The 22,804-nt window shown below is 64.8% G+C and carries 29 protein-coding genes and 1 pseudogene; 25 read left to right on the forward strand and 5 right to left on the reverse strand.

What is annotated here, in order from left to right; genetic code table 11:
* The first annotated feature begins 424 nt into the window (after window positions 1–424).
* The 7 genes from H7I87_RS00285 (at window position 425) to H7I87_RS00315 (ending at window position 5,039) form a co-directional block, all read left to right on the forward strand.
* Window positions 425–550, forward strand: a complete 126-nt coding sequence (locus H7I87_RS00285; RefSeq protein ID WP_264002500.1) for a hypothetical protein — start codon at window positions 425–427, stop codon at window positions 548–550.
* Window positions 551–1,122: 572 nt separating this feature from the next.
* Window positions 1,123–1,509, forward strand: coding sequence for a hypothetical protein (locus H7I87_RS00290; protein ID WP_083071506.1), 387 nt, complete (start codon window positions 1,123–1,125; stop codon window positions 1,507–1,509).
* A 1-nt stretch (window position 1,510) separates the two neighbouring features.
* Window positions 1,511–1,888: a hypothetical protein gene (locus H7I87_RS00295; protein ID WP_083071505.1), complete on the forward strand. Its 378-nt coding sequence runs from the start codon at window positions 1,511–1,513 to the stop codon at window positions 1,886–1,888.
* A gap of 272 nt (window positions 1,889–2,160) precedes the next feature.
* Window positions 2,161–3,216 (forward strand): hypothetical protein, encoded by a 1,056-nt coding sequence (locus tag H7I87_RS00300; protein WP_139800130.1) that lies wholly within the window; start codon window positions 2,161–2,163, stop codon window positions 3,214–3,216.
* Window positions 3,213–4,145: a DUF5131 family protein gene (locus H7I87_RS00305; RefSeq protein ID WP_083071503.1), complete on the forward strand. Its 933-nt coding sequence runs from the start codon at window positions 3,213–3,215 to the stop codon at window positions 4,143–4,145. Before H7I87_RS00300 ends, H7I87_RS00305 begins: the two co-directional genes overlap by 4 nt.
* A gap of 1 nt (window position 4,146) precedes the next feature.
* Window positions 4,147–4,515, forward strand: coding sequence for a DUF4314 domain-containing protein (locus H7I87_RS00310; RefSeq protein WP_083071502.1), 369 nt, complete (start codon window positions 4,147–4,149; stop codon window positions 4,513–4,515).
* Between the two features lie 101 nt (window positions 4,516–4,616).
* Window positions 4,617–5,039, forward strand: a complete 423-nt coding sequence (locus tag H7I87_RS00315; protein WP_139800129.1) for a DUF6166 domain-containing protein — start codon at window positions 4,617–4,619, stop codon at window positions 5,037–5,039.
* Between the two features lie 127 nt (window positions 5,040–5,166).
* Here H7I87_RS00315 and H7I87_RS00320 read toward each other — a convergent pair whose 3' ends face one another.
* Both H7I87_RS00320 and H7I87_RS00325 read right to left on the reverse strand, forming a co-directional pair.
* Window positions 5,167–5,448, reverse strand: coding sequence for a hypothetical protein (locus H7I87_RS00320; protein ID WP_083071501.1), 282 nt, complete (start codon window positions 5,446–5,448; stop codon window positions 5,167–5,169).
* A 27-nt stretch (window positions 5,449–5,475) separates the two neighbouring features.
* Entirely contained in the window at window positions 5,476–5,856 is a 381-nt protein-coding gene (locus tag H7I87_RS00325; RefSeq protein ID WP_139800128.1) for a hypothetical protein, read from the reverse strand.
* Window positions 5,857–6,350: 494 nt separating this feature from the next.
* On the opposite strand from H7I87_RS00325, the gene H7I87_RS00330 reads away from it, so the two are divergent.
* Entirely contained in the window at window positions 6,351–7,802 is a 1,452-nt protein-coding gene (locus tag H7I87_RS00330) for a transposase (protein WP_139800127.1), read from the forward strand.
* Between the two features lie 312 nt (window positions 7,803–8,114).
* Window positions 8,115–9,200 carry an IS630 family transposase gene (locus tag H7I87_RS00335; protein WP_062894431.1) on the forward strand — a complete coding sequence of 362 codons (1,086 nt, stop codon included), beginning with the start codon at window positions 8,115–8,117 and terminating at the stop codon, window positions 9,198–9,200.
* Here the strand turns inward: H7I87_RS00335 and H7I87_RS00340 are convergent.
* Window positions 9,197–9,742, reverse strand: a complete 546-nt coding sequence (locus H7I87_RS00340; protein WP_083071498.1) for a hypothetical protein — start codon at window positions 9,740–9,742, stop codon at window positions 9,197–9,199. The two genes, H7I87_RS00335 and H7I87_RS00340, sit on opposite strands and share 4 nt — an antisense overlap.
* Window positions 9,743–9,923: 181 nt before the next feature.
* On the opposite strand from H7I87_RS00340, the gene H7I87_RS00345 reads away from it, so the two are divergent.
* The 9 genes from H7I87_RS00345 (at window position 9,924) to H7I87_RS00385 (ending at window position 16,865) form a co-directional block, all read left to right on the forward strand.
* Window positions 9,924–10,181: a hypothetical protein gene (locus tag H7I87_RS00345; RefSeq protein WP_139800126.1), complete on the forward strand. Its 258-nt coding sequence runs from the start codon at window positions 9,924–9,926 to the stop codon at window positions 10,179–10,181.
* Between the two features lie 411 nt (window positions 10,182–10,592).
* A complete protein-coding gene (locus tag H7I87_RS00350) occupies window positions 10,593–12,428 on the forward strand; it encodes a hypothetical protein (protein WP_139800125.1) in 1,836 nt (611 codons plus the stop codon).
* Between the two features lie 63 nt (window positions 12,429–12,491).
* The gene (locus H7I87_RS00355) at window positions 12,492–13,223 is read left to right on the forward strand and encodes an Rv3717 family N-acetylmuramoyl-L-alanine amidase (protein ID WP_208618397.1); all 732 of its coding nucleotides are present in this window, start codon (window positions 12,492–12,494) and stop codon (window positions 13,221–13,223) included.
* Window positions 13,224–13,319: 96 nt separating this feature from the next.
* Window positions 13,320–13,565, forward strand: coding sequence for a hypothetical protein (locus tag H7I87_RS00360; RefSeq protein WP_083071496.1), 246 nt, complete (start codon window positions 13,320–13,322; stop codon window positions 13,563–13,565).
* A 30-nt stretch (window positions 13,566–13,595) separates the two neighbouring features.
* Window positions 13,596–13,898 (forward strand): hypothetical protein, encoded by a 303-nt coding sequence (locus tag H7I87_RS00365; protein WP_083071495.1) that lies wholly within the window; start codon window positions 13,596–13,598, stop codon window positions 13,896–13,898.
* Window positions 13,882–14,502, forward strand: a complete 621-nt coding sequence (locus H7I87_RS00370) for a metallophosphoesterase family protein (RefSeq protein WP_244179127.1) — start codon at window positions 13,882–13,884, stop codon at window positions 14,500–14,502. Before H7I87_RS00365 ends, H7I87_RS00370 begins: the two co-directional genes overlap by 17 nt.
* 2 nt (window positions 14,503–14,504) lie before the next feature.
* Window positions 14,505–14,831 (forward strand): hypothetical protein, encoded by a 327-nt coding sequence (locus tag H7I87_RS00375; protein WP_083187811.1) that lies wholly within the window; start codon window positions 14,505–14,507, stop codon window positions 14,829–14,831.
* 402 nt (window positions 14,832–15,233) lie between these two features.
* The gene (locus tag H7I87_RS00380) at window positions 15,234–15,977 is read left to right on the forward strand and encodes a hypothetical protein (protein WP_083071493.1); all 744 of its coding nucleotides are present in this window, start codon (window positions 15,234–15,236) and stop codon (window positions 15,975–15,977) included.
* A 180-nt stretch (window positions 15,978–16,157) separates the two neighbouring features.
* Window positions 16,158–16,865, forward strand: coding sequence for a sensor domain-containing protein (locus H7I87_RS00385; RefSeq protein WP_139800124.1), 708 nt, complete (start codon window positions 16,158–16,160; stop codon window positions 16,863–16,865).
* Window positions 16,866–16,921: 56 nt separating this feature from the next.
* Here H7I87_RS00385 and H7I87_RS00390 read toward each other — a convergent pair whose 3' ends face one another.
* Window positions 16,922–17,467 (reverse strand): hypothetical protein, encoded by a 546-nt coding sequence (locus tag H7I87_RS00390; RefSeq protein ID WP_139800123.1) that lies wholly within the window; start codon window positions 17,465–17,467, stop codon window positions 16,922–16,924.
* 162 nt (window positions 17,468–17,629) lie between these two features.
* A complete protein-coding gene (locus H7I87_RS00395) occupies window positions 17,630–17,983 on the reverse strand; it encodes a hypothetical protein (RefSeq protein WP_139800122.1) in 354 nt (117 codons plus the stop codon).
* Window positions 17,984–18,404: 421 nt separating this feature from the next.
* Between H7I87_RS00395 and H7I87_RS00400 the strand changes: the two genes are divergently transcribed.
* The 7 genes and pseudogenes from H7I87_RS00400 to H7I87_RS00430 all read left to right on the forward strand — a co-directional run bounded on the left by H7I87_RS00400 (window position 18,405) and on the right by H7I87_RS00430 (window position 22,780).
* Window positions 18,405–18,686: a hypothetical protein gene (locus H7I87_RS00400; protein WP_244179126.1), complete on the forward strand. Its 282-nt coding sequence runs from the start codon at window positions 18,405–18,407 to the stop codon at window positions 18,684–18,686.
* Between the two features lie 109 nt (window positions 18,687–18,795).
* Window positions 18,796–20,476 (forward strand): annotated as a pseudogene (locus H7I87_RS00405) (DEAD/DEAH box helicase).
* Between the two features lie 50 nt (window positions 20,477–20,526).
* Window positions 20,527–20,859: a hypothetical protein gene (locus tag H7I87_RS00410; RefSeq protein WP_083071489.1), complete on the forward strand. Its 333-nt coding sequence runs from the start codon at window positions 20,527–20,529 to the stop codon at window positions 20,857–20,859.
* A gap of 172 nt (window positions 20,860–21,031) precedes the next feature.
* Entirely contained in the window at window positions 21,032–21,451 is a 420-nt protein-coding gene (locus H7I87_RS00415) for a hypothetical protein (protein ID WP_083071488.1), read from the forward strand.
* 33 nt (window positions 21,452–21,484) lie between these two features.
* Window positions 21,485–21,805: a hypothetical protein gene (locus H7I87_RS00420; protein WP_083071487.1), complete on the forward strand. Its 321-nt coding sequence runs from the start codon at window positions 21,485–21,487 to the stop codon at window positions 21,803–21,805.
* Between the two features lie 436 nt (window positions 21,806–22,241).
* Entirely contained in the window at window positions 22,242–22,454 is a 213-nt protein-coding gene (locus tag H7I87_RS00425) for a hypothetical protein (RefSeq protein WP_083071486.1), read from the forward strand.
* Window positions 22,455–22,609: 155 nt separating this feature from the next.
* Window positions 22,610–22,780 (forward strand): hypothetical protein, encoded by a 171-nt coding sequence (locus H7I87_RS00430; protein WP_158084989.1) that lies wholly within the window; start codon window positions 22,610–22,612, stop codon window positions 22,778–22,780.
* Window positions 22,781–22,804 lie beyond the last annotated feature (24 nt).

A 22,804-nucleotide genomic window follows, 5' to 3' on the forward strand; every position in this document is an offset into this window, starting at 1 on the left:
CTCGACGTCAGTGACCAAAGTGCCGAAACCATTGCCCCCACAGCCGCTCTCACGGCATAGTGGCTACCACAGAGCCACACGCGGACACGCGACCGCTCTTACACCACTCCACGGGACGTGACCAACGCGTTCGCCGCGTCATCGAGTCTGCTACGGCCCTGCGTTCGACCACCGCGGACGAGTAGTCGCGGTCGCGATCAGAACCAGCGGGCGGTGTAATGGGCGCTCGTCGACGTGTCGCCGCCAAAACCGCGGGTGGGTACAAGGCACGATAGGAACCAGGGGCGGCACCCGCCCGCGACCAGTTCGGACGGGGCCGGTTTTCGGGGGGAATACCGCGGTGAGGACTGCCTGTAGAGCAACGGCGGCGGGGGTACAGCCGGGCTGGCGAATAGATGCACCCGACCGGTGGGCGCAGCTGCGCGTGACCACCGTCAGCGAGCTGCCCGGCGGGCATATCCGGATCGCCGGCACCTTCATCGAAGGGGACAGAAAGTCAGTGAGCTACGAGCTCGACGCGGGCTACCCAGTCGTGGTGCAACAGGAGTGAATGGTCCCGGTCGGTCTTCTCGCGGCGCAGCGGGAGTGGTTGGGGCACAGCGCAGTTCACCGCACATTGTCAGGGGGTTACGAAACACGATGATGGCTATCGACGGCAAGCACTGTCTGTGGTGTGGAAGGACGTTAAACCGCTCAGACTTGCCTGGGCAGCTGTACTGCAGCGCAGGGCATCGCACCAAACAACGCGAGCATCGCACGAAGCTGCTGGACCGTGCGATCGTGGCCTGCCCCACGCCGCAGAAGGTGGCTTACCCGTACCGGGGGACGGCTTTTCGCGCAGCGGCCACCTACCGCCAGTACGCCTACCTGTGCGGCTGCGGTGTATACCACCTCACGAGCAACCCTGGCCGCCGCGGTCGACGCACACTGGGGCGGCACACGGTGAACCAGCTGGCCCGCGAGTTGCGCGCTAGCTCCGTCGCCCGGTCCAGGCCGGGCCCGACTCGACCCACACCGCCCCGACACGGGCGCCATGAATCCACCGGCGGATGTTCCGAATGCGGTGCCGGTGGCTGCAGAGCCGCCTAAGACCACCAAACACTTTGAACGAGGGGAATTTCCATGGCTTATACGACAATTCCTGTCTGCTACCGCGACTACGCAGATTACCGATGGCACGGAGATATCCGGCTCGAGGGCGCAATCACCCCACAACAGGTTGGGGCGCTGCGCGCAGCACTTGTCGATGGCGCACTCTATGCGCCCCTGCAGGTCGGGCTGACCCACTGCGGCGCGGAGGAGTCTCGTATGTTTCCTGGCGTCAACGACCACGGCTGGCATGAAATGGATCTCGATGGCATCACCATCGATGAGTGGCGGCCGAGCCGGCTTGGGTGCGTCAGCGGGCCCGACGAGGCGGGCACCGTCGCGGAGTTCGTGGCTAGGATGCAACGCGCTGCCGCCGCTGGCTGGCAACCACTGCTGCCGGGCCTGTTGTCGGGAACCTGACATGGGGGAGTTCAGCCTCGATGAACGCGACCGGCAGATCGTAGCTGCGGCCACACGCTCCCGCGAGTCGTTGACCGGATTCCTTGTCGGGGACTGGGTCGTCTTCGCTGACGGTGCGCGGCGGCGCATCGCTCACGTGTGGCCTGACGGTGTTCAAACCTGCGCCGGGGGCCGCTTCCATCTAAGTGACGGTGGGGCCATGCAGTTCAGCGGCCAGCCATCTCCCACGACGCCGCAGTCGGTGCTGGAGATGGCCGGCTGGCGTGAACCGGCGTCCGCGTGGATCTTTCATCACGGTGTTCTCGGGGCGGGCAGGGGTGTGGAGGTCGTGGTCGACGTGTCCGTGTGGCGCGCAACGATTCCCGCACCGCAACTGTGACCGATGGCGACAGACATACTCGCAGTGGCGTCGGAGCGTGAGAGAGCAACGGCGTTGAGCAGGGCGTCGCGGCCTGTGAAAGACCCTCGGCAGGAACGAGCAGCTACAGACTTCGTTGCTCATGTGGATCACCTCTAGTTACAGGTTCCGGCGGTCGCGGGGAAGTTCGACAGCACCTTCAGGGAAAGGGTGGGCATGAGTACATCGACCAACACAGCGGACGGTGATCTGGCGGTGTCGTCATGACTCGGACCGTTTCACACCCTACCCAAATGATCCGTGACGCACTGATCGTGGCTCTGCGCGCCCAAGGCCGGCCGATGAGTTCGGGCGAGTTAGTGAAGCACATGCCGTGGATCCGCAGAGACCAGCCATCGCCACATCCAAACCACTGGCGGTGCGACGGTTTACCAGAGGATGAACCGCGGCCCGGCTTGTGTGTGCGGGTGCTGCGTTGCACCGGTGCGATCCATACGGTTGATCGGCGGCCGCAAAGCTTTGAGCTCCACGCTCATTTGAAAGCGTTGGCGCGCAACGGGCTGGTGCGGTCGGCCGCTGGGACTGTTCCTGGCCGGCACAACCTATGGGAACTGACCGATGCCAGGTTGGCCAATGGTGAGATCGAGCAGCTGCGCAGCATTATCGACCTCGACCACATGAGCGTGGATTGGCGCTCAGAGCTGGTTGTCGATGTCGTCGACGCAGCGCCGGCGCGGGCTCAGGTCTCTGCCGCCGAAAGCTCGGTGATTGACTGGCAGCGTGTTGTTGACGGACTAGGACGGTTCGACGACACCGAATTCGCCGCGGACCGATCGCATCTGCTCACCGCCGACACCTACCGGTATGTGATAGCGACTGCGCCCGGCGGTACCGCGACCGCGGCCCGCCAGTTGGAGCTGACCGGAGGTGTCGACAGCGGCTACGCCGCGATGACGCTGCACGGTGGGCGCCGCGTCGCGATAGCCGTGGCGGATCTTCGGTCCGAAACGTCACGGATGACCGCGGCCGCCAAGATCATGGAGGCCCTCTACCGGACGTCGCGATTCGACGCCGAGGAACGTGTGCTGATCCTGATTGCAGGACTCGCGGCACGCAGTCAAATCGAAACCCATCTGGGTGTGTTCTCGGCTGCCTGCCGTATGCCGTTCGTCTTGCAGTTCGACCGGGCAGCGTTGGCGGGACTGGCCTTTGACGGATTTCCCCACTTCGGCCCGGACCTGACGCTGACCAGACTGGCCCGCCGCGACAGTGTCGCGCACCACCACCACATCCTCGCGCTCAGTGTTGGTCTTCGTGAGGACTTTACCGCTCCAGGAGGTGCACCGTGACCGCGTCGCGGATCGAATGGACCGAGGTTACGTGGAATCCGACGACTGGGTGTGACCGTGTCTCGCCCGGATGCGATAACTGCTATGCGTTGGCCTTAGCCAAGCGGCTCAAGGCGATGGGCTCACCGAAGTATCAGGCCGACGGTGATCCCCGAACGAGCGGACCAGGTTTCGGTGTCACGGTGCACCCAAGCGTGATCGACGAGCCACTCAGCTGGCGCGTACCGCGAAAAGTGTTCGTCAACTCGATGTCCGATCTTGGCCACGCCCGTATTGGCCGTTCCGCCTTGGCCAGGATTTGGGCGGTGATGGCCCTGACGACACGGCACCAGTACCAAATACTCACGAAGCGGCCGCGTCGACTCGCGCAGATTCTGTCGCATACGGAATTCGTCGGCGCGGTGGCCCGGGAGGCATCAGACATCATCGGCAGCACACCGGCACACCTTGGGCGCTGGCGACTCGACGTGGGCGGACATCGAATCGCCGGCGATCGGCGGATCGGCGGAGGCTGGACCAGGACTGGGACCGGTGAACACGCGGTGTGGTCTCCTCCGTGGCCATTGCCGAACGTATGGCTCGGGACATCGATCGAATCGGACGAATATTGCTGGCGCGCTGATGTTTTGCGGGCGGCTCCCGCTGCTGTCCGCTTCCTTTCGCTGGAGCCGCTGCTGGGGCGGTTACCGAGCCTCGACCTCACCCAAATCGATTGGGTGATCGTCGGCGGCGAGAGCGGGCCCCGCCACCGGCCGCTGCAGTTGAGCTGGGTCCGCGACATCCGCGACCGCTGCGTTGAGCAGCGGATCCCCTTCTTCTTCAAGCAGGTCGGTGGCGTAACAGCCAAGGCCGGCGGCCGGATGTTGGACGGCCGCACCTGGGATAACTACCCGGAAACCGGCCACCTCGCCGAGGCGGTGCTGTCGTGACGTGAACGCCAGTTGCCAGCCGTGTCAGAAGACGCTCAACGTCCGCGTGCGCCGCGGCGACAAGATCAGTAACTACCGCCGCCCCGACTGCAGCGCCACATTGCAAGGGATCGAAGGGTTTCGCGGCGCCGCGGAGGAATCCCACCGCATCACAAGGAGAAAGCAAGCAGTGAAACCCAACATCGGTGACCGCCTGGAAATCACCGGCCAAATGGACGACCCGGACCCGCTACCTGTCGGCACAACCGGCACCGTCGATTGGCTTGGTCAATGGACCGACGAACTCACCAAACAGATCGGCGTCAGATGGGACAACGGCAGCCGCCTTATCCTTCTGCCCCACGATCCGTTCCGAGTGCTGCCCCAATGACGCGGCGAGCGATCACCGGAACCACGGAAATCGAATGCAAATCCATCGTCTCCTCGGCGGAGATTCGACCCTATCCAGCTGTAACCGTGAAAGGCCAGTAGATGAGCATCATTTATCGCGGCTATGCGCCGGAGAACCATGCCGGAGGCCGGATGGTCACCGTCTGGGACGGTAACCGGTTCATCTCCGTGCTGCCGCACGTAGTCAAGCATTCACCGTCCGGATTCTCCTGGGGCTATGCCGGGTCGGGACCCGCTGAACTCGCCCGCTGCGTGCTCATCCACGCACTTGAACTAGCCCCCGACTGCGACGAATGCGGCGGTCACGGCTGTTGGTGGTGCGACGGCGGATATACCGAGCCGAGCCCGGCCATGTATCAGCAGTTCAAGTTCGACAGGATCGCCGGATTACCTCGGGACGAGGGCTGGGAAATAACCGAGTCGGAAGTTAAGGCGTGGGCGGCCGCATGGCGTTCCAGTCATCCGCAGGAGGCGCAGCGACGAACAACGTTGGGCGGAAACTAGTTACACGCCGCCACTGAAGTGAAATCGTGCCGACCCCACACCCAACGTGACGGACGATAGGCCAGGGCAGTCGAAACTGCGGGCTCCCATCCTCGGCCAGTTCGTCTGTGCGGCAATGCCATCTCGGCTACAAGCGCACCAGTGCGGTGATGTGGAAAATGAGAATCCCGGCCGTGAAGGGGAGCACCATCCACAGCGACCGCGGACGGCGCAGCCACGCGTACAGGCAGACCGTCGCAGCGCCGGCCGCCGCAATCACCAACGAGCAAATGGTCGCGGGATAGACCGCGTACAACGAATGCGCCGCCACCACCGACGCGAGAACCACGAGAATGTAGGGCGCTGTTCCCGCGCAGAAGCCCAGTACCGTAAGCAGAGCTGTTAGCAGCACTCGCTTCACGATCGTCATGTGGCGCACGTTAGCCATCGGCGGCGTTTATGCGGCCCAGCAGCCGAGCGGGCCGCCGGCGATGGGATGCGTGGGGACGGTACGGCCTTCAAGAATGAGCACCGCGCCAACGTCGGGGCCGCTGTCGCTTGGTCGCCACGTGTGCGGCTGGACCCGTAACCGGTGACCGGTCACTAGCCACGCGTCGACTGCGGCGAAGACCTCGGGCAGCGACGTCGCAAATTCGGACCTGGACACGATCGTGTCGACGTAGTCCGGGTCTGGGTCGTCGTCCCACCAGCGGGTCTCGTGGCGCACCAAGATGGCGGTGAATGGCCCGTCAGTCGTTTCTTGGTACAGCTCGACCGCTAGCTCAGCATGCACGGCCACGTTGTCGGTGGTGATGTGTGGTCCCGTGTCGGTGACCAAAGCTGTGGTCATTTCACGCTGCCCTTTTCTCCCCGGCGCCCCCGTCTTGGCCGCGCTGTTGGTGCTACATATCAAAACATACATGACCATAGCAGCGCAACGGTTATTACCGGAGCGGTCGGAGCAGAAACCTGTGGGTTGCCGTGGCCTCCGTGGCACGGATGAATCCTGGGAGTATTTCTCAATCAAACACGGCCCGCGGACTGCCCGGCGACAGTCCGCGTGATACATGGTTACCTGGCTGAATAGGGGCGCCATCGCCCTTGCGGTTAGCCAGTGTTGCCACTGCGTCGCGGCATCGTCTCGCGCGCACGAATCGCACTGGATATGGTTAGTCAGCCGGCCGGCTGCCGGAGTTGTTGAAAACCGCAGCATGCTTCGCTAGCAGGTCGACAGGGTGCTGAAGTAGTCAACGCGGGTTGAGAACAGCTGGCAGTTTTGTTGGCCAGCGTTGGATGAGCGGATTTGTCGGCCCTGTCTAGGAGACTGTGGGTATGACCGACCGCAGGTTGCGTGAATGGCGTGGGGTGAAGCCGGTCGCTGCCCCTGCTGGAGTGGCGATCAGCACTCGGCTGCGCACCACCGCCGAGGATGAGCGGGTGCTGGATCTGGTTGCCGCCCATTTGGGCCGGTTGCGGCGCGCGGATCTGGTGGCGGTCTCACATGAGCAGCCGCTGGACGCGACGCTGAGCGCCGAGGACCGCCGAACGGTGCGACGGGGCCGGCTTAACGCCCGGAAGAAGACGTTGACGGGGCAGTCGTCGGCGCGGTGGGCCAATGCGATCATCGCCGCCAACGACGACCAGTGCCGGCTGGCCCGCGATGCCCAGTACCGCCACATCGTGGGGTTGCGCGCGGCGATCGCCACCATCGACAAGCGGCTGGCCGCCCCCACCACGGACACGTTGACCGTCGCCGAGCGTAAGGCCCGCCGCAAAGCCAAGGCGCCGAAGGGCTATGCGACGCAGGCGGAACGGTTCGCCAAGCAGCGGCGGGTGCAGCGTCTGCGCGGCGATCTGGCGCGAGCTGAAAAGGACCGTGCCGCGCACCGGGTGCATGTGGTGGAGGGCGGTAAACGGCTGGCTAAGACGCGCCATCACCTCGACAAGGCGGGCCTGACGCCGGCGCAGTGGCGCGACCAGTGGGAGGCGGCGCGGTATCGGATTGCCGCGAACGGCTCCCCGGATGAGCCATTCGGGAATCTGACCATCACCGTCACTCCCGCGGGACAGGTCAGTATCCGGTTGCCTAAACCGTTGGAACATTTGGCCAACGCCGCGCGTGGCCGCTACGTACTGTCGGGCGGCGCGGTGTTCGCACATCGCGGCGACCAATGGGCGCACCGGATCAGCGGACGAAACTCGGTGTCCTACACCATCACCCGCCGCCCCGGCCGCGTCGGGCGGTATCTCACCGCGGCGTGGGCGATCCCGTCGATGCCCTACTGGGTGGGGCGCGACGACTGCGCCGCCGGCGACGACGTCCACGCCGAGGGCCCGGTGGTGGGCGTGGATCTCAACGACGGGCACATCGCGGTGCGCCGGCTGGACGCTCACGGCAACCCGGTCGGGGCCGCCCAGCGCATCGACATCGACCTGACGGGCAGCGCGTCACGTCGGGATGCCCAGGTGCGGCACGCCATCACAACACTGCTGCGCTTCGCGCGCCGGCATGGCATCGCGACGATTGCGGTCGAGGATCTCGATTTCGCCGACGCGCGCACCGTGGGCCGGGAAACCCTGGGGCGCGGTGCGCGGGGGAAACGCTTCCGCCGCACCGTATCCGGGATCCGACCGCGGTGTTTCGTAACCGGCTGTCCGGCATGGCCGCGGCCGCCGGCATCCAACTGTTGGCGGTCAACCCCGCTTACAGCAGCATCTGGGGCGCCGCCCACTGGCAACGTCCCTACCGAAACGTCACCCGACACCAGGCAGCAGCCACCGTGATCGGGCGTCGCGCCCAAGGCTTTCCGGCCCGGCGACGGAAAGGTGTGACACCGACACGACCAGAGGATCGCGCGGTGAGAGCTACCAACCAGACCGGGCCCGACAGCCACCGGGCGAACACCGGTAGCCGCCGCCGGTCAGGGATGCGAGGAACCGAATCTCGCCCGCCCAATCGGAACGTACGCGGGGACCCACGCCGGGCAACCGTTACCCCGGCAACGGCCAACAACGGCCAACATCGTCAGTAACGGTCTGGCAACCACCAACTAGTGTCCTGAGTCATTAATTCGTGCGTTCTTGTTAGAGTGGGTGATGCCGTCACCGCTTGCTGCGCAGATCGTATTGACCGAGGCCGAACGCGATGAGCTGGAGGGCTGGGTACGCCGACGCAACAGTGCTGCGGGCCTCGCGCTGCGGGCCAGGATCGTGTTGGCGTGCGCTGATGGCGCCAGCAATGTCGAAGTCGCCGATCGGTTGGAGTTGGCTCGCAACACGGTGTCCAAGTGGCGCAACCGCTTCGCCGAGTTGCGCTGCGATGGACTGCTGGACGAACCGCGCCCAGGACGGCCCCGGGTGGTCAGCGACCAGCAGATCGAAGCGTTGATCACCGCGACGTTGGAGAGCACGCCGCCGGGTGCCACGCACTGGTCGACGCGGTCGATGGCCGAACACCTTGGCCTGTCGCAGTCGATGGTCTCGCGGGTGTGGCGGGCGTTCGGATTGGCTCCGCACAAACAAGATTCATGGAAGCTGTCCAAGGATCCGCTGTTCGTGGCCAAGGTCCGAGACATCGTCGGGCTCTACCTCGACCCGCCCGAACGGGCCATGGTGCTGTGCGTGGATGAGAAGACTCAGATCCAAGCCCTCAACCGCACCGCTCCGGTGTTCCCGATGTTGCCGGGCACCCCGGCGCGGGCCACCCACGACTACGTCCGCCACGGCACCTCCAGTCTTTACGCCGCCCTGGATCTGGCCACCGGGAAGGTGATCGGCTCCCTGCACGCCCGGCACCGCAGCCAGGAATTCCTGGCCTTCCTCAAGAAGCTCGACGCCGAGGTCCCAACGGATCTGGACTGCCACGTCGTGCTCGACAACGCCTCCACCCACAAGACCCCCGCGGTCAAGAAGTGGCTACTGGCCCATCCCCGATTCGTCCTGCACTTCACCCCGACCAGCTCGTCCTGGCTCAACCTCGTCGAACGCTGGTTCGCCGAACTGACCACCAAGAAATTGCGCCGCGGTACCCACACCTCGGTACGCCAACTCAACACCGACATCCGCACCTGGATCCAGAACTGGAACGACAACCCCCGCCCCTACGTCTGGACCAAGACCGCCGACCAAATACTGGCCAGCATCGCAAACTATTGCCAGCGAATTAACGACTCAGGACACTAGCTGCCGGAGAAGTCACCGAGGTCGCCCAGGTGGCCCGGTGTCAGGTGCTGACTGAGAGCTTCGCGGTGCTGACGCAGGGACGACGCGAACCGGTCAGCGGATGCTTCGAAGTGCTGGGCTGCGGACAACGCGTCCTGGGTACCCGCCTTGTACTGTTCGAACGCCTCGAGCAGATCGCCAACCGCGGAGGTCAGGACGCGTTGGGTGTGTTCGAGTGTGACGATTTTTGCGGCCTGGTCGGCGAGCTGCGTAGCGACCTCGGGGGGTAGGTCGTCTCGACCGATGCTGGGTTGCGCGTGCGATCGGGGGGTCTGCGCCCGAGTCGCTGCCGGCGCCGGCGGCAGCTCGTCAGCGTAGACATACCAGCGCAGCCGGTGCGGCTGTGGCTCGGCGCCACCGCGAAGCGTGCCTTTTTCGATCATCTTCTGCAGCGTGCGGTGGTCTCGGCGCAGGCGGCGCGCTGCTTCGCGTAATGACACGATGTTGTCGCTGGTTGGTGTTGTCTCGACCTCGGGTGGGGGGTATTTGAACTCGGCGGCCACCGTGTACCCCCTTATCCGCTGCCGACCAGCTCGAATGTTCTTAGTGATCTTAGTGTGCGAAATCTGAGATGAGACACGAAGGACGTTAAGGACACGAAGACCATTTTTCCGCGCTACAGTGACCCCAGTGGCGGCGGAGTATCGATCACACTAGGAGCGTTCAGTGGCATCCTCGCGGACTATGGCACAGCGCGGCCGGCGACGTGCGCGTGCAGCAGCGCCATCGATCAAGCCCCGGCGCGTCGAGAACCGTGTCCTCGACAGCCTGATCGGGCTGCGGGTCTCATCCGAGCACCAAAAAGCGATGGACTGGAAAGCCAAGCAGTTGGGGCTCAAGACAGCTCAGGACTGGATCCGTGAGTACATGAAGGACGCCATCGAGCAGGCTGTCCAGGAGAAGCAGGCCGCAGAAAGTCAGTTACCGCTGCTGACGGCCTAGCCGAGTCTGTTGTGTTCTGATACGCGTGTGGTTAACCATGCGCGTGTCGTGCATGGTTAACCATCGCGGCCGTGCGACGATCCCTTCTGGAAACACCAGTCAAGGGAGGTTACTGATGAGTCCACACCGCTGTTAACAGCGGTACGCGCTGCGCTCGTCGCAGACCACGCGGGATGTCCGACCGATGCCCACGCCGCATTCAAACAGGTTGTCCTGCAGCCTTTTCCACGCTGACTGTCCCCTGAAACGACTTCAACCCCCGGAGGCTACCGAGGGTTGATGCCGAAGCCGAGATTGCAGCTCGGCCCGGGACGGTCATGCGCATTGCCCTGTCGAAGGGATTTGCCCCATGCCACCTGTGATGATACCGCACGCCCAAATAGGGGTTCAGTACAAAAGCGGCGACACGCGGTGACCATTTCACTCGCCGTCGCCGTCGACCATTCGCCCGCCGCCGACAACCCCGAGCCGGTCTGGGCCGCGCTCGCGCCGCTCATTGCGGCGCGGCCAACGATGCGGCTGTGGTCGCCACAACGACGCTTCGGCGAAGTTCGCCGCCTCACGACGAAGCTTCCCGCTGCGCCGGCCGCCGTGCCCGTCTATCGTCGCGGCCGCACTCACATGTTGGTGTTTGACCTCGACGCCAAACGCCGCGGCCGCGCTGCGGTCGCGGCCGACCGACAGCGCATCCTCGAGTGGATCCGTGCCTGCGGCGGCCGCGCTATCAGCGACTCATCCACCAGCGGCGGCAGCCACGTCATCGTCCCGCTGACCCATGCCACCCCGATGGAAGACCTCCGGCCGGTCCTGGCCGCGGTAGCTGCACGCTGCCCCACCCTCGACCTCACCCCCATGCTGAACACTTCCGCGGGATGTATCAGCGTCCCCGGCTCAGCGTGCCGGGAAGGGGGGCATCGAATCCTGCACGGCACCATCGCCGACGCCGTCAAGACCCTCACCCACGCCAATGCGCCCGAACTACTGGCCGACCTACAGTCCCTACTGGGCCTATCCCACACCCCCGCCATTGCGGCACCGGCAGATTCGCACTACTTCACCGGAAGTGGCCCCACCACACAGCTCCGGTGGCCCTACCGGCGCACCACGTCGCTGCCGACGCCCGTCGCCGCCTTCGCTAAAACCGGCGCCCTACCGGCTGATGGAAGGTGGGCCAGCCGTTCCGAAGCCCGGCTTTCGGTTCTTGTTCACCTGATGTGGCGCGGCCACACCCTGCCTGAAATACGGCATCAAATCCGACCACACCAACCACTGGCTGGCCTCGCCGTCGCCTACCGCCGTTACAGCCCTTCCACTGACCGTGCCCTACTAGCCGACTGGGCCGCCGCCAGAACCTGGCTCGAGCACGTACTCCCAACTGTCCACTCGGGCACGCACAAGAGTTATAAGCACACAGGGGGGAGCAGGGCTGGCGGCACCGACCGCCACGCGCTCTGGCTGGCCCACGCACTGTGGTGGTGCGACATCACCCTGCGGGCCAACCCTTCCCGGTGGTTGGTGGCGGCGGTGCTACAAGCACTGGCCATTTCAGCGTCGCGCGCCGGAGAGGTGATCAAGGGAGTCCCGGTTGTCGCCGTGGGCGGTCGGTCATTGTCAGTCGCGGCCGGCCTGGTCAGTGAATCCGCAGTGTGGTCGGCATTGCGGATGTTGCGCGACTGGCCGGGCTCGCCGGTGCTGCTGGTGCAACGTGGTACCGGGATCCGTGCCGATCGTTATGCGCTGACAACACCTGACGTGGCTGACCCCCGGCCTGACGCGCCAAACCGGGCGCGAGTGTGCGACGTGCACCCGGTATGGGCAACAGTCGGCCTGCAGTACCGCCGCGTGTACGAGCTGGTCCAATCTGGTGCTGCCGCCACAGTGGAGGAGGTGCGTTTGGCCGCTCGGATCTCACGCAGCAGTGCCTACGATGCAGTCGCCGAACTGGCCCGTCTCGACTTACTGCGCCGCCGCGATCACCGGCTGGAACCAGGCGGTGTCAGTCTCGATGAACTCGCCACGCGGCTAGGCATCCCCGCGATCAGGGCCGCGCGGATCGCCGCCCACCAGTACGCCCGGCAGCAATGGCGCCGCTGGCTCAACACCCGCGCGGTCCCGTACACAGAATCCGCCCTAGTGACTCCACCCCAGTACGGCCACCAGACACAATGTGACCCGCTGTCACCCTACGACACGGATGAATACCTGGCGGCCGTGATGGCCACCGGCCCGCCCGAGTTGCAGCCATGACGACGCACCACCCGCGCGCATACTGGACCCACCGGCAAACAGGGGGTGGGAGCCGTGCAGCGAGTGCCCAGGCTGCTGTGCGCGGTGTTGCTGACCACCCTCGGTCTTTGCGCCGCCCCGCCGGCATCAGCGGCGCCCACCGACGTCGCGGGCATGGTGGTGTTCCTCGACCCCGGCCACAACGCCGTCAACGACGGCAACACCCGCCAGGTCCCGACCGGTCGCGGCGGCACCAAGGACTGCCAGACCGCAGGCACCTCAACTCCCAGCGGTTACCCCGAACACACCTTCAACTGGGACACCACCTTGCGGATCCGCGCGGCCCTGACCGCACTGGGCGTGCGCAGCGCCATGTCACGCGGCGACGACACCAGCGCGGGCCCATGCGTCGACGCGCGAGCCCAAATGGCCAATGCCGTGCAGCCCGCCGCGATCGTGAGCATCCACGCCGACGGCGGCCCCCCAGCAGGCAGCGGATTCCACGTCAACTACTCCGATCCGCCGCTTAACGCCGTCCAAAAAGGTCCCGCGCTGCAACTGGCGACGACCATGCGTGATCAACTGGTAGCGGCGGGATTATCCCCGTCGACCTACGTTGGCTCGAGCGGCTTGTACGGCCGAGCTGACCTGGCCGGCCTCAACCTAGCCCAATACCCCGCGGTGCTGGTGGAACTGGGAAACATGCGCAACCCCACCGAGGCCGCCGCCATGGAAACAGTTGACGGGCGCCAGCGCCTCGCCGACGCCGTCGTGCGGGGCATCGTGGCCTACCTCTCACAGCTGCGCAGCAGCTAAGCGCGCCGGTGGGCCGGTGCGCGTGTTGCCGCTCAAAGCTGTCAGTGCCCGGCCGTAATCTCGGATAAGCGAAAGCAAGGGGGAGGGCACATCGGCATGGCCAATATCGGTAACTGGCTTGACACTTTCGTTGAGGAAAAAGAACTCGACCGCGAGCACCTTTTCGAAGTCGAAGGCCCCAGCGGACTTAACGTGATCCCGCTCGGCGTTGTTGTCGACACCATCAAAATCTCTCCGCCACTAGAGCAGGCAGCGATCCTAAAACGCCTGCAGCAGCTGGACTTTTGCAACGGCGACGTTACTGACTATCTGCGCCAACTCGCCGGCGCGCTGGTCATCTGAGTCCGCGCAGTCACAACGGGCAGCACTGAAATGACCGTAGACACGCAGCTCACCGAGCTATTGAAAGCGCGCGAGGCCAACCGCGCCGCCATCGAACGCCGCGCCGCCCAACTGGTGGCTAAATACATGCGCGACAACGACATTGACGTTCTACGTGTGGACTTGGAACGCAGCTTCGCGCTAGATATCGACGACGACGACCTCAACGACGTGATCGGCAACCTACCGCTGAAAGTCATCCCCTGGGGCGGCGGCACCCTCGACTACCACGTGCCGCTCACCCAGCTCGATGAATGGCTAGCAGCTCGCACCGCTGATGAACAGCAACACTAGCCCAGCAGCTAAACCTGTTGGGGCGCTGCGTGTTCTGCTGATCGCCGACACCGATCCGCAACTACCCGCCGGCCTGACAGGCTACGTGCAAGCCCGCCACGTCGACATCGTCATCACCGTCGGTGACCTCCATGCTGGTCTGCTCAAGGGGATCAGCGAACAGCCGCTGGCCATGGGCGTCTACGGCAATCACTGCAACGGGACCTACCTCGATGAGCTAGGAATGATCAACCTGCACCGGCGCCGGACGCAGGTGGCGGGCATCTCGTTCGTGGGCCTGGAAGGCTGCGTGCGCTACAAAGACGATCCGTACGACATTCTCTACACCCAGGACGAATACCGCGACATCGTCGCGGACTTGCCCGGCGCTGATGTGCTGGTCACTCACTGCCCACCGCTGGGCGTCAACGATCACCGCGATCCGGCTCACGTCGGCATTGCTGCACTGCGCGATTGGGTGCATCGCCATCGGCCGAGCCTGATCGTGCACGGCCACACCTATCCGCGGCCGCCCCAGACACGGTTCGGCACAGCCCAGGTCGCCTATGTACACGGAGCGCGTGTGCTTGACCTCATCCGTCGCGCACCCGAAGGCGGGCCGTGAACATGACCGACCCCACGCCGGTGTGCATCGTGCAGGGCTGCAAGAACCCCGTCGCCACGGTCGGCGACGTCTGCGCAGACTGCCAGGAGCTCTTCGAGGGCTACATGGTGCACAACCCCGACGGCCGCAGAGCCACCGAAACAGAACTCGCCGCTGCACAGGCCACCCTGCAACGCGCACATGCGCAGCAGATTGCGGTGGAAATAGCTGCAACACAAAACGTTCCGGTGCGCCGAGCCAACCAACTCTGTTGGCTGTGTGAGCAACGCCGTACCTGCACACAACAAGAACGAGGATGGGAGTGCGACAAATGCCTGCAAATTCACTAGATGAGCGCGAGCCCGCAGAAGTCGAAATCTTCACACGCCCAGTCGGCGGCCGCCGCTGGGAATATCGCTCGACGATCGAGATTGCCACAGCTGACCTAACCGAGTGGCTACGGACCTGGTTACAGGAAAACCAGATAACGTCAGGCGAGTGGATCGCCGGCGACAAATGGGGCGGCCTCGACAGCGCAGTGGTTTGCGCTGAGCCGGCCCTAAGCCTCAGTGCGTGAGCCCGCGAGCTGTCCTACCTGGCGCCCAGACACCTGTCGGCGTCAGGCGTCGACGTGCTCGCAGAAACCCGCCCGTGCATCGGTAACGAACCCGCGCGAAAGTACCCGACACCCACAGGAGGTGGCGTCCGGACTCATGTGCACGGGTCTTAGGCGCAAGTTAGGAAGGTGAACAATGGCTCAGCATGCCCAGGATCTGCCCGGCGCACTCAACGCGCGCCGCGACATGCTCGCTATCGCCGCAGATCCGGCCCTGGACGCCAGCGCGAAACTGTTCGCGTTCTGCCTGCTTGCCCACCTCACCGCACTGCGCCAAGCCGGTCATCGGGGCGGCGTTAACCGCGACAGCTGGGCGACCGCAGTCGGCGAAATGATGTACCCGCCTGATTCGTTCGAACGCAAGCGCTACGGTGCCGTCGGCGTCTGCCGGCGCGTCATCGCCGCGGACATTCCACGCTACGAATTGGCGCGAGTTCCCGTCGAATCGATCCAGTGTCAAACCCCGAAATCACGCGGCCCGGACGCAGGCAAGCCGTGCGGCAAGCCCGGGGTCGGTCACCCGGTGATCGACTACGACCCCGATACCGGGCAAACCCGATGGATCGCATACTGCCGCAACCACTCCCACCCGTCGCTGGACGAGTGGCGTCACAAGCGGCGACAGGCGTGGGAGGACAACGGCCGCCCAAGCCCGCCGCCCAACACCGGAGGTGTCCTGGCGCGCCACTTCGCGACTGATTGGGACGTACTGTACGAATGGGCGGCTGATCCATCGCGCACGCTACTCCCCGAGGACAACCCACCAACCCCGCCACAGCCCAAATTCACCCTCATCCAAGGCGGCGCGGAGGGTGATCCCGCCGGACGCCAACGGCCTGGACGCGAGGCCCTGAAGGTCTGCGACGCAACAGGGCAGTAGGGCGGCGATCACGGTGTCCACCAGCGCGCACGCACATACAAGGCCAGGCATCCGCGCCGAATACCGTTATCTGCAGACCTAATCCCGACGGATCCGACCGTTCCTGTTATCGGGGAGACACACTTCCCGACGGCCGAACAATGCTGCCGATGCTGGCTCCCGACGTCGTAAGGTGAACCGGTGGGGTCGGCCCAGGCGAACAAGCAATCGAAGGCACAGCGCGTGTCGAAACTTCCAAGAACCTTGATTGCCGCCGCCAGGGCGGCCGCGATCACCGGCAGCGCCGCAATGGTGGTAGCGGCGTGCAGCCACCCGAATACACCGGTCAGCTCGAGCAGCAAACCAACACCAGCGATTACCGCCGACTCGCTCATCGTCACCCTCGGCGAGGTGCGTCGCATTACCGGGGTTGACACCCTCGCGTCCCCGCCAGATTCGGAGGTGCACCAGCCCCGGCACTTCAAGTCAGATCTTCCGTTCGCGTGCCAGTCGGTGTTCGACCAGCAAACTGCCTTCGGCGACGGCTGGAAGCAATTTGATACGGCCACGTACTTCGCAGATACCTACACAGGCGATGGTCCAACGAAGGTTCGTGGGATGGCTGACATTGGCCAAGCGGTGGCGGTCTATCCCGACGAGGCCTCGGCCCACACCGCGTTCGACCGCGTCGTCTCACAACTAACGGCTTGTTCAGCACTGCACCTGCCACGCTACGAATTCGCAATGGACAAAAGCGATCCGTCGGCCGTGACCCTCAATAACAACGGATGGACAGTCATCTATCGCATCAAGTCGTCAGTGCTCATCGATGTCGCTGTGCTCGGTATTGAACAACCAAACCAGCCCGCCGCCACTATCGTTCAGACAATCACCGACCGCATCAAATAGACACAGGGATGCCAAGCTTCGTCGTCGGCGGGCACCAGAACGTTTGCTTTGCACGTTCATGCCCAAAGCTCGGGGTAGTACTTCGGGCAGATGCAGTGGCGGCTGTCAATCGGGGGGTCGATCAGCTGCGCAGCAATTGGCGATATCCGCGCCTCGAGAAATAGAGCCGACTCAATCGCGGCGGCGGTGACGCTGAATGGGTCATCGGGGTCGGACAACGAGACGGTGACGCGGTCCGCGTACACCCACATGAAGGCTTTGTGGCCGTCGATTTCGATGTGGCCTGGTTGACAAAGGTGGGGGAAGCGGTCGATGGGGGAGGGCAGGGCAGCGTAGTCGGCGCTGCTGTAGGCAACGCCGCGTTGTCGGGTCGGTGCATCCGCTGTGACTGCGCTGGCGGCAACGCCAAGGCATGTTAAGAGCGCGCGCAACGCCGGCTCGGTTTCCGCGCGCAGTGCGACGAGCAGGCGATCGCCATCATTGGCGTGTCCGCCCACCGCGCGGCAGAAGCGAAAGTAGCGCAGACGGCGCGCCCACGCGTGTAGTTCAGCCGGGCGATGGGTCTCGTAAAGCCACCGTTCCCATTGGGAATCATCGGGCACGGCATCAGCATATGGGTGCGTCGTGAATGGTCGGCAGCTGTCGCGGGGCCCGGGAGTTCATGTCGCGCTTGCCGCCGTTGGCAGCCCGCCAATCAACCGTAGTGAGCGCTGCGGTCACGACGATCAAGGTGGGGGCGCCGAACACTACTGGGCCGAGACGCTTTAGCTTCCACTTGTTCTCCCGTTGGTGAGATGGTCGGCGCTTTGCGATGCGTCCTTCCAGCCGCGCGCCTGTCCGTCCCAACGCCGCCAGTTCGCGGCCCGTGGGTGTCCGGAAAGGTCGACGCTGGTGTCATCGAAGACGCACAGTTCCACCGGCTGGCCGGGCAGGTAGACGCGAGTCTCCGATTCGCCCCGGCGAGCGGGATGTAAGAAAGGCTCGCCGTTACGAAGTGTCAGTGTCATCGCTACATGGCCGCCCCACCAATGCACGGCACCGACGTCGAGCCCGTCGGCAGTTGATACACCCGCGACGACGAATTCCGCTGGCACGGTGTAGAACAACTCGCCACTCATGTGGTAGCCGACCCCTTCCCCTTTCAGGCCCGCACTCACGTGTTGCGATGCCGCTGACGCTTGTCTACTGGCCAGCATTGCGGACATGTGTGCCGTAATTGCGGTCGGACACACCGGGGCATCTGGTTTCGAGCTGCCTGCCGAGCTGCGGTGAGCCCAGGCCATGACATGGCGGGTGCTGCAACGGCGCGCGGGCTCAGAATTCCGGGGCGCCGACGTGTCGCTGCCGCGGCGGCCGTGAGCTCGCAGCCTATCGTCGCAGTCAGGGCCGTCTGGGTCCCGACGAACGAAACCGGGGGGAATCATGACTGCGTGTGCTAGTGATCTCGGACGCTCTTGGCGTGTGCACTCACCGCGCCCGGCTCCAACCGTAAACCACCACCACTGAAAACCAGTGCAGCACAAGGGGGGAACAGCACCAGTGGACACCTTTTGGGCCAACGTAGACGAATGCGTCGACGCCATCACCACGGCCCGCACCGTCGAGGAAGTCATCTCAATCCTCAACCGCCACTTCGAGCCGTCCTCCGGCGCTGCGTTCTTCGGCGGCTCCGGAGGAGACCGGCAGCTCATGTCGGCGCTGCGGGAAGCCGGCTGGGCGATTGTGTGGGCCGAAGCCGTTTACTACTTCGTCGCCAAGGATCCCGCCGGCGACCTGTTGACCTACATCGAAGGTGACGTCTACCGCGGCGACGCTCGCTGAGAAGCGATCGCCGCCGACATCAACAAAGGAACCCGTTGTGCGACGGCTGCTAGACAGCGCCCTCGCCGCAGCGACGCTCGAATATAGGAAATACTCTGTGACACAGACCATTACACCGTCAGCGCCCGCGCACAGTGGCACGTTGCGCCAGTGGCAGCGGCGAGCGCTCGTCAAGTATCTGGCCACAAAACCGCGCGACTTCCTCGCCGTCGCGACGCCGGGATCGGGCAAGACGACGTTCGCACTCCACGTCGCCGCGCAGCTGCTGGCCGACCGCACCGTCGCCGCCGTCACCGTTGTCGTGCCAACCGAACACCTCAAGCTGCAGTGGGCCCAGGCCGCAGCGCACGCCGGCATCGCCCTGGACCCGCGGTTCAGCAACTCCGCGGCGCACACGTCGTCGGAGTACCACGGCGTCGTCGTCACCTATGCCCAGGTGGCCAGTCACCCAACCCGGCACCGGGTGCGCACCGAAAGCCAACGGACGCTGGTGATCTTCGACGAAATCCACCACGGTGGTGACGCCAAAAGCTGGGGTGAGGCGATCCGGGAGGCGTTCGACGATGCGACGCGCCGCCTGGCCTTGACAGGGACTCCGTTTCGCAGCGACGAGTGCCCGATCCCGTTCGTCACCTACGCCCCCGACAACGCGGGGGTCCTGCGTTCGCAGGCCGACCACGCCTACGGCTATGCCGAGGCGCTGGCCGACGGCGTGGTGCGGCCGGTGGTGTTTCTGGCCTACTCGGGGGAGGCCCGCTGGCGCGACAACGCCGGGGAAGAACACGCGGCACGGCTGGGTGAGCCGCTGTCTGCCGAGCGCACAGCCCGGGCATGGCGCACCGCACTGAATCCAGCCGGCGAATGGATGCCCGCGGTGATCGCCGCGGCCGACACCCGGCTGCGCCAACTACGCGAGCACGTGCCCGACGCCGGCGGCATGATCATCGCGTCTGATCAGACCGCCGCGCGCGCCTACGCCGATCTGGTGGCTGCGATCACCGGCGAAACACCGGCGGTGGTGCTCTCCGATGACCCGGGCTCGTCGGATCGCATCACCGAGTTCGCCGGATCAGATTCTCGCTGGCTGGTTGCGGTGCGCATGGTCTCTGAGGGCGTCGACGTGCCAAGGTTGGCGGTCGGGGTCTACGCCACCAGCGCGTCAACCCCGCTGTTCTTCGCGCAGGCGATCGGCCGGTTCGTGCGCTCCCGGCGCCCGGGCGAAACAGCCAGCATCTTCTTGCCCTCGGTGCCGAATCTGCTGCAGCTGGCCAGCGAGCTCGAGGCGCAGCGCGACCACGTGCTAGGCAAGCCGCACCGTGAGTGCGACCCGCTGGATGCCGGCCTGCCATCGCAGCGCCACGACGAACACCGCGAACTGGACAGCGGTTTCGAATCACTCAGTGCACAAGCCGAACTCGACCAGGTGATCTTCGACGGGTTGTCGTTCGGCACGCCTTCGCCGTCGGGCAGCGACGAGGAGGCTGACTACCTGGGAATCCCAGGGCTGCTCGACCACAGCCAGATCCGCGATTTGCTGAGTCGGCGTCGGGCCGACCAGCTCGACGCCGAACCCGCTACCCCGCCCGGCGGCGGCGAATACCAAACATGGGCAACTGCGCGCGCTGCGTAAAGAGCTCAACGCGCTGGTATCGGTTGCCCACCACCGCACAGGGCGCTCACACGGAGCAATCCACAACGAACTGCGCCGGATCTGCGGAGGCCCACCCGTCGCCGTGGCCACCACCGAACAGCTGCAAGCCCGCATCCAGGCAGTAAGAACGCTCCGGTAAGGCCAAGGCGTACACCTGCGGAACATGGTGGCGTGAAAGGAGATAACTCGATGGCCAACCTTGTGTCGACGAACGCTCTCGCCGATGATCCCATCGGCGGATTGATCACGGTCACCGACGCCATGGTGCACTACCTCACGCGCTGCTGCGGTGCGAGCGCGAAAGGATCCGCGAACTCGGCGACCGGCGTTGTCTGCCGCGGCTGCTATCGCGACATCGATCCTGAACTGGGCGGGGCCTGGATGGTCGACGACACCGACGCGTGGCAGCGCTACGAAGCTCGCCTCGTCTCGCATCTCGGAGGCTCTTATGCCGCCACCTTCACCGAGCGGTTACGTGCCCGCGCGATCGAGCGCACTCACAGCCAAGCCGGCGCATCGTGAACCCGTCCAATAATCACGGAGTCGACGCGCCCCGCCCGCGCCACCATTCGGGTGGACTGATCCGCGTGCGCGCGCTGCCGCAGGGGGCGCGCACGCATGCACACTGCCGCAAGGCAACTCCGGATAGCGGTGGCCTGCACGGCATCGGCGCGGTGCGAACAAGGACCCGGCGATGAAGGATTCCTCGCGGACCAACATCGCGGGATACGGCGGCTACCAGCCGATTATCGACGCGGTCGAGTCGCTGCTCGGCGTTAGCGTCGACTTGTTGAGCACGGGTGGAGGATGCGTGGCGTTAGGCGCCGAGCTCGAGGGCGGGGCGCAGATCATGATCACTGACGCGCAAGACACCCTGTCGACGTGGGCTCAGCGCGCTGCGGCCAAGGCAGACGGCATCTGCTACGGCTACCTGGTGGGCGTCTACGCCGATGTGCCGACCGGCTACGAACCGGTCAGTTACGTGGCCGGGCGCGTGACTGAAACACCGGCCGGTGTCGTCGCCCTGGTGCAGCGTGCCCTGCACGAAGCCGCTGCGGTGGGCTTCACGCCTCGGGGTGAATATATCGAGCCAACCGTGGTCGACGTGATCTGAGTTCGGTTGCAAATTCCAGGAAGTGAGGGGGAGATGGGGTTCTTTAGCGCTGACTGCATTGGTTGTGGACATCCGTTGTTGTCGATTCAGGCCACTAACAAGGTCAACGCGTGGATGAACTGGGGTGTCGCGATCACCCCAGATGGGTCGATCCTCAAGGGGCGCTACGACGGATATGGGCGTCTGGACTGCTATGAGTACGCAGTCGGAGTCGATAACACGGTGTGGCATGAGGCGTGCTGGCGCGTGGCCGGGTCGCCGATGGATTACCGCGGCGAGTCGGCGCACAGCTCCGATCAGGGATGGTTTTTCGCCGACGGCGCCCACGATATGCGTGAGCCTGTTGCCAAGTGATGACGCACCTGACTATCGCGCCCGCCGCAGCGGCCCCGGTTGGCGCCGAATGCCCGCGGGCCACAGTCGTCTTTCGTGTGGATTGGAGGAACCTGTGATGCTGAAACCACTTGAACGCGTGCTCGTCGTGCCTCGATCAGGATCCGCACCGCTCACCGGTCATTTCATGAGCTACAACCACTTCGGGAATCTGATGGTGGCCTACCACGAAGAAACCTCGAACGGGGATGAATGGGGGGTGTGGAGCCGTGAGGAAGTCGTCGGAAGCGCAGAACCGTGCCAATGCGACAGTGCGCGCCGTGCCCGCGCAGAGATCACACACACTGGTTCGGCTCCTGGGCACCTGCAATGATCCAGGCCGGTCAGAACCCGGGAGGCCAAATCCTGCTCGCCGAAGCCGCATAGCGTGCCAGCCGATAAACCGAAGGGGTAGTTCATGAATGGTGATCTGCAGACCTGGACCGTGGTCGGGCATTGGGAAAACGGTGAGATCCAAGTCGAGTACGTCGTAGAGGGCGCCTACCAGGATCCACGCATCGACACTGGCTACTGGGAGGAGGGTCTGTTCGCGGCCAGCGGGCAAGGCCGTACCGTCGACGAAGCCATCGCCGCGGTGCGCGCCGAATACGAGGAGCCCCTGCGAATATGACCACACCCCCGAGAGGAGATGGCATTGCGTCTCGCCGAGAGCTCCTTGATGCGCGGGCATGGCTGAGCAGTGTGACCGGCCGGTGGCAACGCCAGCGACTGCACAGTGCAGTCCTGCACGAAGCGCTTGCTCTACTGCAGCTCGTGGATAGCGTTGTGCTGCACGAGTTCCGCGAAATCCGCGATGTACAGGTTGAACAACTACAACAGAAGTGCGCCGAGCTCAGCTGCGCCATTGAGCACGTGCGCGGGCTCGGACACGGCGACAGCCTGACCGCGGCCGGCGCGAGGCTCGTCGATGCGATCCGCGGCGAACTGGCGCAATAGCGGCTTGGCAGGAAAGCCAGGACG

This window comes from Mycobacterium timonense (genome assembly GCF_025821985.1).
Taxonomy (GTDB): Bacteria; Actinomycetota; Actinomycetes; order Mycobacteriales; family Mycobacteriaceae; genus Mycobacterium; species Mycobacterium avium.

What these genes read in the sequence shown, in the direction of transcription:
- H7I87_RS00290 (WP_083071506.1), top strand. Translation starts at nt 1,123, where the DNA reads ATGGCTTATACGACAATTCCTGTCTGCTACCGCGACTACGCAGATTAC.
- H7I87_RS00295 (WP_083071505.1), top strand. Translation starts at nt 1,511, where the DNA reads ATGGGGGAGTTCAGCCTCGATGAACGCGACCGGCAGATCGTAGCTGCG.
- H7I87_RS00300 (WP_139800130.1), top strand. Translation starts at nt 2,161, where the DNA reads ATGATCCGTGACGCACTGATCGTGGCTCTGCGCGCCCAAGGCCGGCCG.
- H7I87_RS00315 (WP_139800129.1), top strand. Translation starts at nt 4,617, where the DNA reads ATGAGCATCATTTATCGCGGCTATGCGCCGGAGAACCATGCCGGAGGC.
- H7I87_RS00320 (WP_083071501.1), bottom strand. Translation starts at nt 5,448, where the DNA reads ATGACGATCGTGAAGCGAGTGCTGCTAACAGCTCTGCTTACGGTACTG.
- H7I87_RS00330 (WP_139800127.1), top strand. Translation starts at nt 6,351, where the DNA reads ATGACCGACCGCAGGTTGCGTGAATGGCGTGGGGTGAAGCCGGTCGCT.
- H7I87_RS00335 (WP_062894431.1), top strand. Translation starts at nt 8,115, where the DNA reads ATGCCGTCACCGCTTGCTGCGCAGATCGTATTGACCGAGGCCGAACGC.
- H7I87_RS00345 (WP_139800126.1), top strand. Translation starts at nt 9,924, where the DNA reads ATGGCACAGCGCGGCCGGCGACGTGCGCGTGCAGCAGCGCCATCGATC.
- H7I87_RS00360 (WP_083071496.1), top strand. Translation starts at nt 13,320, where the DNA reads ATGGCCAATATCGGTAACTGGCTTGACACTTTCGTTGAGGAAAAAGAA.
- H7I87_RS00365 (WP_083071495.1), top strand. Translation starts at nt 13,596, where the DNA reads ATGACCGTAGACACGCAGCTCACCGAGCTATTGAAAGCGCGCGAGGCC.
- H7I87_RS00370 (WP_244179127.1), top strand. Translation starts at nt 13,882, where the DNA reads ATGAACAGCAACACTAGCCCAGCAGCTAAACCTGTTGGGGCGCTGCGT.
- H7I87_RS00375 (WP_083187811.1), top strand. Translation starts at nt 14,505, where the DNA reads ATGACCGACCCCACGCCGGTGTGCATCGTGCAGGGCTGCAAGAACCCC.
- H7I87_RS00380 (WP_083071493.1), top strand. Translation starts at nt 15,234, where the DNA reads ATGGCTCAGCATGCCCAGGATCTGCCCGGCGCACTCAACGCGCGCCGC.
- H7I87_RS00395 (WP_139800122.1), bottom strand. Translation starts at nt 17,983, where the DNA reads ATGAGTGGCGAGTTGTTCTACACCGTGCCAGCGGAATTCGTCGTCGCG.
- H7I87_RS00410 (WP_083071489.1), top strand. Translation starts at nt 20,527, where the DNA reads ATGGCCAACCTTGTGTCGACGAACGCTCTCGCCGATGATCCCATCGGC.
- H7I87_RS00415 (WP_083071488.1), top strand. Translation starts at nt 21,032, where the DNA reads ATGAAGGATTCCTCGCGGACCAACATCGCGGGATACGGCGGCTACCAG.
- H7I87_RS00420 (WP_083071487.1), top strand. Translation starts at nt 21,485, where the DNA reads ATGGGGTTCTTTAGCGCTGACTGCATTGGTTGTGGACATCCGTTGTTG.
- H7I87_RS00425 (WP_083071486.1), top strand. Translation starts at nt 22,242, where the DNA reads ATGAATGGTGATCTGCAGACCTGGACCGTGGTCGGGCATTGGGAAAAC.